This is a genomic window from Ramlibacter tataouinensis, from assembly GCF_001580455.1.
Classification (GTDB): Bacteria; Pseudomonadota; Gammaproteobacteria; order Burkholderiales; family Burkholderiaceae_C; genus Ramlibacter; species Ramlibacter tataouinensis_B.
In genome coordinates, this window is sequence record NZ_CP010951.1 from 992,714 (window position 1) to 1,005,707 (window position 12,994).

Sequence of the window (12,994 nt, forward strand, 5' to 3'; positions counted from 1 at the left end):
GCCTGGCTCGGCGACGCCAAGCCGGATCGCTTGCTTGATCCATCGCAACACGAGCCGCGGCCGCCGCCTCTACCATGGTCTCATCATGGTGGCGAGCAAGAAATTCCCCATCCACCCGGCACATCCCGAGCGCAACTGCTGGGGTTGCGACCGCTACTGCCCGTCGACCTCGCTGGCCTGCGGCAACGGCTCGGAGCGAACCCAGCATCCCAGCGAACTGTTCGGCGACGACTGGGCCGAGTGGGGACTCGACCCGTTCACGCCGCCGCAAGCGCAGGCGGCCGAGAAGGAGCCCGCCGGTAGCGCCGCTAGAGCTGCTGGATCAGCGCCATGATGTTTCCCTCGCTATCCTTGAACCAGGCGGCCTTGGCGCCGCCGGCGGAGATGGCGCCCGCCTTGCTCTTCTCCCCGGGAAGGTCGTAGTCCTCGAAGACCACGCCCTTGGCCTTGAGCGCCTCGATCAAACGGTCGACGTCGTCGACGCTCCAGAAGGCCTGGCTCGCCTTCGAGGTGCCCGCATTGGGCGTCGGGTACAGGAAGCACGCCGTGCCCCGGCTGAACTCGTAGACCACGCCCCCGTTGACCTCCTCCTTGGGCTTGAGGCCCAGCTTCGTTTCGTAGAACTGCCGCGCCCGGGCCAGGTCCTTGGCCGGGATGTAGGCGTACATGGGAAATTCCTGCAGCATCGACTTCTCCCATTCGTTGCTCGATTGAAAAAAAGCGGCGGCCGGATTGCCGCCCTCAAGAAGTACGACCGGCAACAGGGCACGCGGTTTCGCCATCCGCTGTAACCGCAAGTTGCCAAGCCCGGGGTGCAAGCTCGAGTCCGACGATTGCCAAGTCGCTGCTTCGGGCGCACGATGCCGTTCCACTGCGCAAGATTCGCACGCGCTGCCGGCTTGCCCCTGGGGCCGGCCGAGCTGCTCGAGGACAACAGGCGCCGCGATGTACTTTCTGTGGCCTCATTACCTCTGGCTGATGCTGGGACTGCTGCTGTTGCCGCCAGCCTATGTCTGGCTGCTGCGCCGGCGAAGCAAGCAGGCGCTGCGCTACAGCAGCCTGGGCATCGTCCGCGCGGCAGCGGCCGGCAACTGGCGGCGACACGTCCCACCGGCGCTGCTGCTGCTGGCCTGCGCGGCGATGCTGCTGGCCGGCGCTCGCCCGGTGGCGCAGGTCACGCTGCCTTGGGCGCAGACCACGATCATCCTGGCCATGGACGTGTCCCTGAGCATGCGCGTCACCGACGTGCAGCCGAGCCGGATGGTGGCGGCCCAGGAGGCGGCGAAGCAATTCCTGCGCGACCTGCCCAAGCACATTGAAGTCGGGCTCGTCACCTTTGCCGGCAGCACCCAGGTCGCGCAGCGCGCGACGCTCGACCGCGAGGTGCTGGTGACGGTCATCGACGGCTTCCAGATGCAGATGGGCACCGCCGTGGGCAACGCGATCGTGCTGAGCCTGGCCGAGTTGTTTCCCGACCAAGGCATCGACGTGGGCCAGCTGACCTTCGGCGACAAGCTGACGCGCGGCCGCAGCATCGACGAGCGGGACGAACCGGCGCTCAAGCCCATCGCGCCGGTCGCGCCGGGCTCGTACAAGTCCGCCGCCATCATTCTCCTGAGCGATGGCCGCCGCACGGTCGGAGTCGACACGCTGGCCGCAGCGAAGATGGCGGCCGACCGCGGCGTGCGCATCTACGTGGTGGGGCTGGGGACCCCCGACGGCGACGGCGCGACGCCCGAAGGCACGCCGATCTACCTTCGGCTGGACGAAGAGACGTTGCGCGAAGTGGCACGCATGACCCGAGGCGAGTACCACCATGCCGGCTCGGCGGACCGGCTGCGCGACGTCTACCATCATCTCGGCTCACGGATGCAGATGCTGACGCGCGAAACCGAGATCACGGCCTTGTTCGCCCTGGCCGCCGCGCTGCTCACCTTGGCGGCGGGAATGCTGTCGGTGCTCTGGTTCCGGCGCATCGCTTGAAGCGCCGCCGGTGTGGGACCCGCCGGCGCCCGGGGGTAACACTTGATTGCCCAGCTGCCCGGACCGGCTCCGGCTCCTATCCTGCGCCGATGACGAAGCGCCCACCCCGGTGCCTGCTGGCCGCTTGGCTGTGGGCGCTCCTCGCCGCCGGCTGCGGCGGCGGTGGCGGCGACGCGCCGGCTACGGCTGCGCCGACGCCCGCCGCGCCGACGTCCGAGGCACCCGCTCCTTCTGCACCGACGCCTGCCGCGCCCACCCCGGCGACCCCGACAGCGCCCACCCCGGTGGATCCTGGCCCGGCGACGGTGACCGGCCCGGGCGCAGCCCCTGCTCCGTCCGGTCCCCCAATGAGCGGCGTGTCGCGCGTGATCGTGGCGGGCGACAGCCTGGCGGACGTGGGCACCTTCGGCATCAAGTTCACGGTGCAGGACGCTGCCAGCCCGGCCGGTTTTCCGATCTTTCCCGAACTGGTCGGCGCCGCCTACGGGCTGTCTGCCATGTGCAGCCACTACATGGACAACGGTGCCAGTGGCGTCATCGCCCGGGGCAACTTGCCCTGCACCAACTTTGCCGTCGGCGGTGGCCGCCTCCTGCGCGGCGAGGGCCCGCAGGGCATCCCGTTCCAGCTGCAGGATGCCGCGGTGACCGTCGGCGGCCGCTTCGGCGCGGGCGACCTGGTGCTGGTGAACGGCGGCGGCAACGACGCATCCGACCTGGCCGCGGCCTACCTGGTCGGGGTGTCGAGCCGCTCCGGCATGCTGGCCTTCCTCGCCTTCCTGGCGCGCGAGGTCGAGGTGGACGCCCTGGTGTCCACCGCGCCCGGCGACGCCAGCCTGGCCCGCAGCGCCAATCTCTACATGGAAAAGGCCGCCGACGTGATGGCCGATGCGGTCGTGGCCCACGCCCTGGACCGGGGCGCGACCCGCGTCACCGTGCTGAACCTGCCCGACATCACGCTGACCCCGCGATTCAGCGCAGCGTTCGAGAAGCTGGTGCAGGAGCGCGGCGTCGACGAGGCCACGGTCATCCAGGGCGTCGTGCGGCAGACCGTCGGCGCCTTCAACGCACGGCTGCAAAGCCGGCTCGGAAGCGATGGGCGGGTGGTGCTGGTCGATGTACGCGCGGCCGTGGACGACCAGATCGCGCATGCCGCCGCCTGGGGCCTGAGCGACGCCATCCACGCGGCCTGCCCCGTGACCAGCGTGAGCTCCGCGGGCTTGCCGGAGTGGTCGCTGCCGACCTGCACCTCCGCGTCGCTGGATGCCGTGCCGGGCACCGCCCCCGGCTGGTGGACGACGTGGGCCTTCGCCGATGGCTTCCATCCCACGCCCACGGGCCACCGCCTGCTTGCCGGCACCGTCACCCAGGCGCTGGCCGCGGCAAGCCCCTGAGGGCGCTAGAGCTCAGCCCGTTTCATGATTCACTCGGCAGTGTGAGCGCCCGCTGTGGGCGGGCCGAGGCCATTCCATTCCGGCCCGCATGCCGCCTCGATCCGCAGCCCTCCCGGCAGGACCAGGCTCAGGGCGTGCAGCCAGAGACGCTGCGTGCCGAGGAAGGCCGCCACCGCGCGGTTGTGCGCGCCCTTGCCATGCGTCGCATCGCCCACCAGCGGATGCCCGATGTGCTTGAAGTGCCGGCGGATCTGGTGACGCCGGCCGGTCAGCGGGTTCACGTCGACCAGGGCATAGCGGCTGACCGGATGGCGGCCGTCGACACTGAAGGGCCACTCGAAACAGGCCAGCCGGCGAAACTGCGTCACGGCTTCCACGCGCGCCTGGCCGGACGACGGCAGCTCCGGGTCGCGCGCCAGCGGATAGTCGATGCGCCCGGACTCGGCGGGCCAGCCGCGCACCAGGGCGAGGTAGCGCTTGCGGACCTCGCCGCGATCGAACGCGCCACCCCACTGCCGCGCCGCGTCGGGCGTTCGCGCGAACAGCAGCACCCCGCTCGTCCCTTTGTCCAGCCGGTGCAGCGGGAACAGCCGCTCGCCGAGCTGGGCCTGCAGCAACTGCAGCGCGGTTCGCTCCTCGTGCGCATCGAGCCGGCTCGGATGCACCAGCAGGCCGGCAGGCTTGTCGATCGCGACCAGGTCGGCGTCCGAGTGAATGACCGGCAGCATGCGGCGAAGATACTCCAAGGGAAATCCAATGAAAAAGGGCCGCATCGCTGCGGCCCTTCTCGTGTTGCGGCAGCAGCCGGCTTACTTCTTGTCGCCGCCCGGCACCTTGCCTTCGACGCCCTTGACGTAGAAGTTGATGCCGCCGAGGAACGCGTCGTCCGCCGCCTTGTCCTTGGCCAGGACTTCCTTGCCGGCGTTGTCGGCGATCGGGCCCTTCCAGATCACGAAGCTGCCGTCCTTCAGGCCGGCCTTGATCTCGTCGAGCCTCTTCTTCGTTTCGTCCGGCACGTCGGCGGCGGGCGACACGAAGTCGATCGCGCCTTCCTTCACGCCCCACCAGAGCTTGGTGGGCGAGGTCTTCCACTTGCCTTCCAGCGCCTCACGCACGGTGGAGACGTAGTACGGTGCCCAGTTGATGACGGCCGAGCCCAGGTGCGCCTTGGGGCCGTAGCTGCTCATGTCGCTGTCCCAGCCGAAGGCGCGCTTGCCCATCTTCTCGGCCGTTTGCAGCACCGCCGAGGAGTCGGTGTTCTGCATCAGCACGTCGGCGCCGCCGTTGATCAGCGAGGTGGCCGCTTCGGTTTCCTTTGGCGGATTGAACCAGTCGCCGACCCACACCACCTTGGTCTTGACCTTCGGGTTGACCGACTGCGCTCCCAGCGTGAAGCTGTTGATGTTGCGCACGACCTCGGGAATCGGGATCGAACCGACCACGCCCAGCGTGTTGGTCTTGGTCATCTTGCCGGCGACCACGCCCGCCATGTAGGCACCCTCGTAGGTGCGGCTGTCGTAGGCGCGCAGGTTCTCGGCGCTCTTGTAGCCGGTGGCGTGCTCGAACTTGACGTCCGCGTGGTCCTTGGCGACCTTGAGCATGGGCTCCATGTAGCCGAAGGTGGTGCCGAACACCAGCTTGTTGCCCTGGCCCACCATGTCGCGCAGCACACGCTCGGCGTCGGCCGACTCGGGGACGTTCTCGACGAAGCTGGTCTTGATCTTGTCGCCGAACTCCTTTTCGACCGCCTTGCGGCCGTTGTCATGGGCGAAGGTCCAGCCGCCGTCGCCGACCGGGCCCACGTAGGCGAACGCCACCTTCAGCGGTTCGGCCTTGGGCGCAGGCGCGGCCGCGGAGGCCGCGGGAGCGGCGGCGGTGGGTGCGGGTGCCTCGGTCTTGCTGCAGCCGACAACGGCCGCCGCGGCGGCCAGCGCCGACAGGGTGCCCAGCTTGAGCATCGAGCGTTTCTTCAGGTCCATGGGTGTCCTTCTCCGGATGACGGGAAAGACGGGATTATGAGCCGGGATAAAAGGGTTTTCCAAGGGAGGCCGGCATGTTCACGCGGATCCACGCCGGATTGCGAGAGATCAGCGCCAGCACCAGGATGGTGGCCAGGTACGGCAGCATCGTGAGGAACTGGCTGGGCACGTCGATGCCGGTCCCCTGCAGGTGGAACTGCAGCATGGTCACGCCCCCGAACAGGTAGGCGCCCAGCAGGACACGGGCCGGGCGCCAGGTGCCGAAGGTGGTGAGCGCCAGCGCGATCCAGCCCTTGCCGGCCACCATGCCCTCGATCCACAGCGGCGTGTAGATCACCGACAGGTAGGCCCCGGCCAGCCCGCACAGGGCGCCGCCCGCGATCACCGCCGCCAGCCGGATCCAGCGCACCGGGTACCCCAGCGCATGCGCCGAGGACGGCGATTCGCCCACCGAGCGCAGCACCAGCCCGGCGCGCGAGCGGTACAGGAACCAGATGAGCCAGGCCGCCAGCGCGATCGCGAAATACACCAGCGGGTGCTGCTGGAACAGGGCCGGCCCCAGCAAGGGGGTGTCGCCCAGCACGGGAACGCTGAACTGCGGCCGCGGCGGCAGCTTTTCCTGCACGTAGCCGATGCCCACGAAGGCCGAGAAGCCGGCGCCGAACAGGCTGAGCGCCAGCCCCGTCGCGTACTGGTTGGTGTTGAGCCAGATGGTGAGCGCGCCGAAGGCCGCGGCGAGCACGGCGCCGGCCGCCATGCCGGCCGCGAAGCCGAGCCAGTCGTTGCCGGTGTGCACCACGGTGGCAAAGCCCGCGATCGCGGCGCACAGCATCATGCCTTCGGCGCCCAGGTTGACGATGCCGGCCTTCTCGTTGACCAGGAGGCCGAGCGACGCCAGCGCCAGCACGGTGCCTGCGCTGAGCGTGGCGGCGACGAGCAGGGCGTAGCTGTCCATCAGCGCGCCTCCACGGGGACCGGTGCCGGCACCGGCGCGCGGCGCCGGCGCCAGCGGTAGGCCACCAGCGTGTCGCACGCCAGCAGCGTGAACAGCAGCAGGCCCTGGAACACCCCGGTCAGCGACTTGGGCAGGCCCAGGCGCGATTGCGCCAGCTCGCCGCCGATGTAGAACATGCTCATGAGGATGGCGGAGAACACCATGCCCACCGGATGCAGCCGGCCGACGAAGGCCACAATGATGGCCGCGAAGCCGTAGCCGGCCGGCACGTAGGGGGTGAGCTGGCCGATCGGTCCGGCCACCTCGAAGGCGCCGGCCAGGCCGGCGGCGCCGCCGGACACCAGCAGCGCGGTCCACAGCGCCCGGCGCGACGAGAAGCCGGCGTAGCGCGCCGCCGCCGGCGCCAGGCCGCCGACCTGCTGGGCGAAGCCGGCGCGCGTGCGGAACAGGAACACCCACAGCGCCGCCACCCCGAGCAGGGCGAACAGCAGCCCGATGCTCACGCGCGATCCCTTCATCAGCCGCGGGATCTGCGTGGCCGCCTCGAAGGTCTTGGTCTGCGGGAAGTTGTAGCCGCCCGGGTCCTTCCAGGGCCCGAACACCAGGTAGTTGAGCAACTGCACGGCCACGTACACCAGCATCAGGCTGACCAGGATCTCGTTGGCATTGAAGCGGTCGCGCAGGAACGCGGTGATCGCCGCCCAAGCCATGCCGCCCGCGATGCCCGCCAGCACGATGGGCAGCACGATCCAGCCGCTCGTGTCCTTGCCGGCCATCAGCGCCACGCCGCCGGCCAGCACGGCGCCGATCACGTACTGGCCCTCGGCGCCGATGTTCCAGACGTTGGAGCGGAAGCACACCGCCAGCCCGAGCGCGATGAGCAGCAGCGGCGTGGCCTTGACCATCAGCTCGCCCAGCGCGTAGGGCGACTTGACCGGCTCCCAGAAGAACACCTGCAGGCCGCGCACCGGATCCTTGCCGAGCGCCGCGAACAGCACGATGCCGATCAGCACCGTGAGCGCCAGCGCGAGCAGCGGCGAGGCCAGGCTCCAGAAGCGCGAAGGTTCGGGCCGCAGCTCAAGCATGGACACCCTCCGGCTCCCACAGCCCGCTCATCCACTCGCCGATGCGCGACACCGTCGCCTGCGCGCGCGGCAACGAAGGCGACAGCCGCCCCTTGGCCATCACGTGCAGGCGGTCGCTGATGTCGAACAGTTCTTCCAGTTCTTCGCTGACCACCAGCACGGCGCAGCCGGCGTCGCGCAGGGCCAGCAGCTCGGCGCGGATCTGGGCGGCGGCGCCGACGTCCACGCCCCAGGTCGGCTGCGCCACCACCAGCAGCCTGGGCCGGGCGTCGATCTCGCGGCCAACGATGAATTTCTGCAGGTTGCCGCCGGACAGCGACTGGGCAGGCGCCTGCGGCCCGCCCGCCCGCACCTTGAAGCGCTCGATGATGCCCTGTGCCTGCCGCCCGAGCGCACCCACGTCGATCCAGCCGCTGCGGCCGATCGACTCGGTGCGGGTGAGCATCAGGTTGTGGGCCAGGCTGAGCGTGGGCACGGCGCCGCGCCCGAGCCGTTCCTCGGGCACGAAATGCAGCCCCAGGCGGCGCCGCTGCGCCGGCCCCATCGCGCCCGCGGCGCGGCCGAGGACTTCGATGGCCGCCGGCGGCGTGCGCCGGTCTTCACCCGAGAGCGCCAGCAACAGCTCCTGCTGGCCATTGCCGGACACGCCCGCGATACCAACCACCTCACCCGCGCGCACCTCCAGCGAGACGCCTTCGAGCGCGACGCCGAACTGGTCGAGCGCGGGCAGGCGCAGGTCCGCCACGCGCAGCGCCAGCTCCCCGGGCTTGCGGTCATGGTGCGCCAGCGCCGGCGGCTCGGCGCCGATCATCATGCGCGACAGCGAGGCATTGGTTTCCCGCCGGGGGTCGCAGTCGCCGGTCACGCGGCCGCCGCGCATCACCGTGCAGCGGGTGCACAGCTCGCGGATCTCGTGCAGCTTGTGGCTGATGTAGAGGATGCTGCAGCCCTGCGCGGCGAGCTGCTTGAGCACGGCGAACAGCTTGTCGACCGCCTGCGGCGTCAGCACCGAGGTGGGCTCGTCCAGGATCAGCAGGCGCGGGTTGGTCAGCAGCGCCCGGATGATCTCGACCCGCTGCATCTCGCCCACCGACAGCGTGTGCACATGGCGCGAGGGATTCACCTCGAGCCCGTATTCCGCCGCCTTGGCCTCGATGTCGCGGGTGACCTGCGCCAGGCTCACCGTCTTGCCCAGCCCGAGCCAGACGTTTTCGGCCACGGTCAGCGTGTCGAACAGGCTGAAATGCTGGAACACCATGCTGATGCCCAGCGCGCGCGCCTCGTGCGGATTGCGGATCGCCACCGGCCGGCCGTCCCAGCGCACACTGCCGGCGTCCGGCTTGACGGCGCCGTAGATGACCTTCATCAGCGTGGACTTGCCCGCGCCGTTCTCGCCGAGCACCGCATGCGTTTCGCCCGGCTGCACCACCAGCGAGACCTCGCTGTTGGCGACGACCGCCGGGTAGCGCTTGGTGATGCGCTCGAGTTCGAGCCGGGGGGTGCTCAAGCGCCGTTCTCCATTCTTGTTCTGGCCATGCCGGATTCTCGCCGCAAGCTCGGCCTCCGATTGGACCCCAGCGCCAAAAATGCCCATACTGGGACGGACATGGAGACTCGAACCATCCGATTCATACGGCGGGGCGACATCGTGGCGCTCGGCAATGTACCACCCGACCGCACCCTGCTGGAGCTGCTGCGGGAGGACCTGGGCGCCACCGGCACCAAGGAGGGCTGCGGCGAAGGCGACTGCGGCGCCTGCACGGTTGTGCTGGGCGAGCTGGCCGAGGATGGGCAGCGCATCGAGTACCGCGCCATCAACGCCTGCATCCGGCTGGCGCACTCGATCGACGGCCTGGCGCTGTGGACGGTGGAGGACATCGCGGCCGCCGACGGCACGCTGCATCCGGCGCAGGCGGCGATGGTCGCCTGCCATGCCTCGCAGTGCGGCTTCTGCACCCCGGGCTTCGTCATGAGCCTGTTCGGCATGTACCAGAACCACGTGGCCCGCGATGAGCGCATCACCCGCCAGCTGGCGCAGGAGGCACTGTCGGGCAACCTCTGCCGCTGCACCGGCTACCGCCCCATCCTGGACGCCGCCCAGACCATGGCGCACTGGCCGCCGGTGCGGGTGGACGAAGGCCGCCTGCGCGAGCAGTTGCGGCTGCTGCAGCCGGCGCCGGGCAACGGCGGGGCGGGCTACCTGGCGCCGCCATCCCTGGACGAGTTGGTGCAGGCGCGCGCCGAACATCCGCGGGCGCAGTTGGTCGCCGGCTGCACGGACGTGGGACTGGCGGTCACCAAGATGCACCAGCGCTTCCCGCAGGTGCTGGACCTGACCCGCGTGCGCGAGCTGCGCCGCATCGGACAGGAAGCCGACCACATCCTGATCGGCGCGGCCGTGACCCTGGCCGACGGCTATGCCGCGCTCGCCGCGCAGCGGCCGCAGCTCAAGACCTTCGCCAACCGCTTCGCCGGGCTGCCGATCCGCAACTCGGGCACGCTGGGCGGCAACATCGCCAACGGCTCGCCGATCGGCGACACCATGCCCCTGCTGATCGCCCTGGGCGCGCGCCTCGTGCTGGCCAGCACGCGCGGGCAGCGCGAGTTGCCGCTGGAAGACTTCTACACCGGCTACCGCCGCAGCGTGCTGGCGGCCGACGAGGTGCTGGCCTGGATCAAGGTGCCGCGGCCGCAGGCCACGGAGTTCCTGCGGGTGTACAAGATCTCCAAGCGCTTCGACGACGACATCTCGGCGGTGTGCCTGGCCATGGGCCTGCACCTGGAGGACGGCCGCGTCGCGCGCATCTCGATCGGCGCGGGCGGCGTGGCGGCCACGCCGGTGCGCGCCCGCGCCACCGAGCATTCGCTGCTGGGACAGCCCTGGACCGAGGCCGCGGCCGCGGCCGCCGGGCAAAGCCTGCAGGGCGAGTTCACGCCCATCTCCGACATGCGCGCCTCGGCCGCGTACCGGCGCGACATGCTGGGCAGCCTGATGCGGCGCTTCTGGCTGGAGAGCCAGGGCATGCGTCAGATCAACCTGGAACACCTCAACCTGGAGGCCCTGGCATGAAACCGCGGGCCAAGGAGCAAGCGGAGTTCACCTCGGCCACCGGCGGCGGCCCCGCCGGAGCGGCAGATGCGGGCGAACGCAACCTCGCGCCGGCCACCGTCTCGCCGCATGCACCGGCCCGCCCGCATCCGGCGATGGCCACTTCGCGCCCGCACGAGAGCGCGCGGGCGCATGTGACCGGCACCGCCACCTACATCGACGACATCCCCGAGATCAAGGGCACCCTGCATGCGGCGCCCATCCTGTCCACCGTGGCCCATGGCCGGCTGCTGTCCGTCGATCCGTCGGCGGCGCTGGCCCTGCCGGGCGTGCGTGCCGTGCTGCTGGCGAGCGACATTCCCGGCGACCCGGTGCTGGCGACCTTCGTGCACGACGAGCCGGTCTTCGCGCGCGACGAGGTCCAGCATGTCGGCCAGGTGGTCGGCCTGGTGGTGGCCGACAGCGTGATGCAGGCGCGCCGGGCGGCGCGCCAGGTCCGGCTCGAGATCGAGGCGCTGCCGGCGATCCTGTCGGCGCGCGAAGCGCACGCGCAGCGCAGCTACGTGCTGCCGCCGGTGACGGTGCGGCGCGGCGAGCCCGAGTCCGCGCTGGCGCGATCCCGGCATCGCATGCAGGGCCGCCTCGAAGTCGGCGGCCAGGAGCACTTCTACCTGGAAGGCCAGGTCGCCTACGCGATCCCGCAGGAGCAAGGCGAGTGGCGCATCCACTCCAGCACGCAGCACCCCGGCGAGGTCCAGCACTGGGTGGCGCACGCGCTGGGGCTGGAGAACAACGCGGTCACGGTCGAATGCCGCCGCATGGGCGGCGGCTTCGGCGGCAAGGAGACGCAGGCCGGGCACATGGCCGTGTGGGCGGCGCTGGCCGCGCGCAAGTGCGGCCGGCCGGTGAAGCTGCGGCTGGACCGCGACGACGACTTCATGATCACCGGCAAGCGCCATCCCTTCGAGTACGACTACGAGGCCGGCTTCGACGACAGCGGCCTGCTGACGGCGCTCAAGCTCACCATGCTGGCCAACTGCGGCTTCTCGGCCGACCTCTCGGGCCCGGTGGCCGACCGCGCCATCTTCCACACCGACAACGCCTACTTCCTGTCGGACGTGGAGATCGTCTCCTGCCGCTGCAGGACCAACACCCAGAGCCACACCGCCTTCCGCGGCTTCGGCGGGCCGCAGGGCATGATCCTGATCGAGGCCATCCTCGGCGACATCGCGCGCACCCTGGGGCTCGACCCGCTGGACGTGCGCAAGCGCAATCTCTACGGGATCGCGGACCGCAACGTCACCCACTACGGCATGAAGGTGGAAGACAACATCCTGGCGCCCCTGCTCGCCCGGCTGGAGGAGAGCAGCGAGTACCGCAAGCGCCGCGCCGACATCGCGGCCTGGAACGCGACCAGCGCGGTGATCCGCCGGGGCCTGGCGATCACGCCGGTCAAGTTCGGCATCAGCTTCACCGCAACCTTCTTCAACCAGGCCGGCGCGCTGGTGCATGTCTACACCGACGGCAGCGTGCAGGTGAACCACGGCGGCACCGAGATGGGCCAGGGCCTGAACACCAAGATCGCGCAGGTCGTCGCCGACGAACTGGGAGTGCCCTTCGAGCGCGTGCGCTCCACCGCCGCCGACACCGGCAAGGTGCCCAACGCCTCGGCCACCGCGGCGTCCAGCAGCACCGACCTCAACGGCCGGGCGGCCCAGTACGCGGCACGCAACGTGCGCGACAACCTGGCCGCCTTCGTCGCCGGGCTGGACGGCTGCGGCGCCGGCGCGGTGCGCTTCCAGGGCGGCGAGGTGATCTCGCCCCATGCCACGCGCAGCTTCGACGAAGTGGTCAAGACGGCCTACGCCAACCGCATCCAGCTGTGGAGCGACGGCTTCTACCGCACGCCCAAGATCCACTACGACAAGACCACGCTCAGCGGCCGCCCGTTCTACTACTTCGCCTATGGCGCGGCCTGCACCGAGGTGGCGATCGACACGCTCACCGGAGAGCACCGCGTGCTCAAGGTGGACATCCTGCACGATGTGGGCACCAGCCTGAACCCGGCCATCGACATCGGCCAGATCGAAGGCGGCTTCATCCAGGGCATGGGCTGGCTGACCAGCGAGCAGCTGGTGTGGAACGAGCAGGGCCAGCTGGCCACCCATGCGCCCAGCACCTACAAGATCCCCACGGCCGGCGACGTGCCCGCGCACTTCTACGTGCAGCTCTGGCCGGAGCCGAACCGCGAGGACAACGTCGGCGGCAGCAAGGCGGTGGGCGAGCCCCCGCTGATGCTGGCGATCAGCGTGTGGGAAGCGATCCGCGACGCGGTGAGCGGCGCGCGCGGCGACCGCCGGCCGGTGGCCATGCGCGCGCCCGCCACGCCGGAGAACGTGCTGGCGGCATTGGCCTAGGGCCTGTCCACGGGCCGGTCAGCGCGCACCCTCATCGAGAGCGGGGGACGGCGGCAGCGCGGATGCACCGGGCTTTGATTCGCAACCAGCGGCACGCGCTTCCGAGCGCTCCCACCATCGGTTGCCCGCCATCTT

Annotated in this window: 11 protein-coding genes; 5 read left to right on the top strand and 6 right to left on the bottom strand. The window is 70.3% G+C overall.

Translation table 11 applies throughout. The annotated features are described in order from the left end of the window. The first annotated feature begins 85 nt into the window (after nt 1-85). Complete coding sequence (locus tag UC35_RS22910; RefSeq protein ID WP_082793516.1) at nt 86-334, top strand: DUF3079 domain-containing protein; 249 nt, start codon at nt 86-88, stop codon at nt 332-334. Here UC35_RS22910 and UC35_RS04840 read toward each other — a convergent pair. Further along, on the bottom strand, nt 309-782 hold the full coding sequence (locus UC35_RS04840) for a VOC family protein (RefSeq protein WP_145979330.1): 474 nt from the start codon (nt 780-782) through the stop codon (nt 309-311). The genes UC35_RS22910 and UC35_RS04840 overlap by 26 nt on opposite strands. Before the next feature lie 163 nt (nt 783-945). Between UC35_RS04840 and UC35_RS04845 the strand changes: the two genes are divergently transcribed. Both UC35_RS04845 and UC35_RS04850 read left to right on the top strand, forming a co-directional pair. Next, nucleotides 946-1,983, top strand: coding sequence for a VWA domain-containing protein (locus UC35_RS04845; protein ID WP_061496719.1), 1,038 nt, complete (start codon nt 946-948; stop codon nt 1,981-1,983). Nucleotides 1,984-2,072: 89 nt separating this feature from the next. Then, a complete protein-coding gene (locus UC35_RS04850; RefSeq protein ID WP_145979331.1) occupies nt 2,073-3,374 on the top strand; it encodes an SGNH/GDSL hydrolase family protein in 1,302 nt (433 codons plus the stop codon). Between the two features lie 29 nt (nt 3,375-3,403). Here UC35_RS04850 and UC35_RS04855 read toward each other — a convergent pair whose 3' ends face one another. From UC35_RS04855 to UC35_RS04875, 5 genes are all read right to left on the bottom strand, one after another. After that, a complete protein-coding gene (locus tag UC35_RS04855; protein WP_227820450.1) occupies nt 3,404-4,102 on the bottom strand; it encodes a pseudouridine synthase in 699 nt (232 codons plus the stop codon). An 81-nt stretch (nt 4,103-4,183) separates the two neighbouring features. Then, nucleotides 4,184-5,353 (bottom strand): BMP family ABC transporter substrate-binding protein, encoded by a 1,170-nt coding sequence (locus UC35_RS04860; RefSeq protein ID WP_061496725.1) that lies wholly within the window; start codon nt 5,351-5,353, stop codon nt 4,184-4,186. A 34-nt stretch (nt 5,354-5,387) separates the two neighbouring features. Then, nucleotides 5,388-6,308: an ABC transporter permease gene (locus tag UC35_RS04865; protein ID WP_061496727.1), complete on the bottom strand. Its 921-nt coding sequence runs from the start codon at nt 6,306-6,308 to the stop codon at nt 5,388-5,390. After that, nucleotides 6,308-7,399: an ABC transporter permease gene (locus UC35_RS04870; RefSeq protein ID WP_145979332.1), complete on the bottom strand. Its 1,092-nt coding sequence runs from the start codon at nt 7,397-7,399 to the stop codon at nt 6,308-6,310. The genes UC35_RS04865 and UC35_RS04870 overlap by 1 nt, the downstream gene beginning before the upstream one ends. After that, on the bottom strand, nt 7,386-8,900 hold the full coding sequence (locus UC35_RS04875) for an ABC transporter ATP-binding protein (RefSeq protein WP_061496735.1): 1,515 nt from the start codon (nt 8,898-8,900) through the stop codon (nt 7,386-7,388). The genes UC35_RS04870 and UC35_RS04875 overlap by 14 nt, the downstream gene beginning before the upstream one ends. A gap of 99 nt (nt 8,901-8,999) precedes the next feature. On the opposite strand from UC35_RS04875, the gene xdhA reads away from it, so the two are divergent. Together xdhA and xdhB are read left to right on the top strand one after the other, a co-directional pair. Continuing rightward, nucleotides 9,000-10,463, top strand: a complete 1,464-nt coding sequence (gene xdhA, locus UC35_RS04880; RefSeq protein WP_061496737.1) for a xanthine dehydrogenase small subunit — start codon at nt 9,000-9,002, stop codon at nt 10,461-10,463. Next, complete coding sequence (xdhB, locus tag UC35_RS04885; protein WP_082792652.1) at nt 10,460-12,859, top strand: xanthine dehydrogenase molybdopterin binding subunit; 2,400 nt, start codon at nt 10,460-10,462, stop codon at nt 12,857-12,859. Before xdhA ends, xdhB begins: the two co-directional genes overlap by 4 nt. Nucleotides 12,860-12,994 lie beyond the last annotated feature (135 nt).

Bases quoted from the DNA above. Each gene is read 5' to 3' on its own strand.
- UC35_RS22910 (WP_082793516.1), top strand. From the start codon at position 86: ATGGTGGCGAGCAAGAAATTCCCCATCCACCCGGCACATCCCGAGCGC.
- UC35_RS04840 (WP_145979330.1), bottom strand. From the start codon at position 782: ATGGCGAAACCGCGTGCCCTGTTGCCGGTCGTACTTCTTGAGGGCGGC.
- UC35_RS04845 (WP_061496719.1), top strand. From the start codon at position 946: ATGTACTTTCTGTGGCCTCATTACCTCTGGCTGATGCTGGGACTGCTG.
- UC35_RS04850 (WP_145979331.1), top strand. From the start codon at position 2,073: ATGACGAAGCGCCCACCCCGGTGCCTGCTGGCCGCTTGGCTGTGGGCG.
- UC35_RS04855 (WP_227820450.1), bottom strand. From the start codon at position 4,102: ATGCTGCCGGTCATTCACTCGGACGCCGACCTGGTCGCGATCGACAAG.
- UC35_RS04860 (WP_061496725.1), bottom strand. From the start codon at position 5,353: ATGGACCTGAAGAAACGCTCGATGCTCAAGCTGGGCACCCTGTCGGCG.
- UC35_RS04865 (WP_061496727.1), bottom strand. From the start codon at position 6,308: ATGGACAGCTACGCCCTGCTCGTCGCCGCCACGCTCAGCGCAGGCACC.
- xdhA (WP_061496737.1), top strand. From the start codon at position 9,000: ATGGAGACTCGAACCATCCGATTCATACGGCGGGGCGACATCGTGGCG.
- xdhB (WP_082792652.1), top strand. From the start codon at position 10,460: ATGAAACCGCGGGCCAAGGAGCAAGCGGAGTTCACCTCGGCCACCGGC.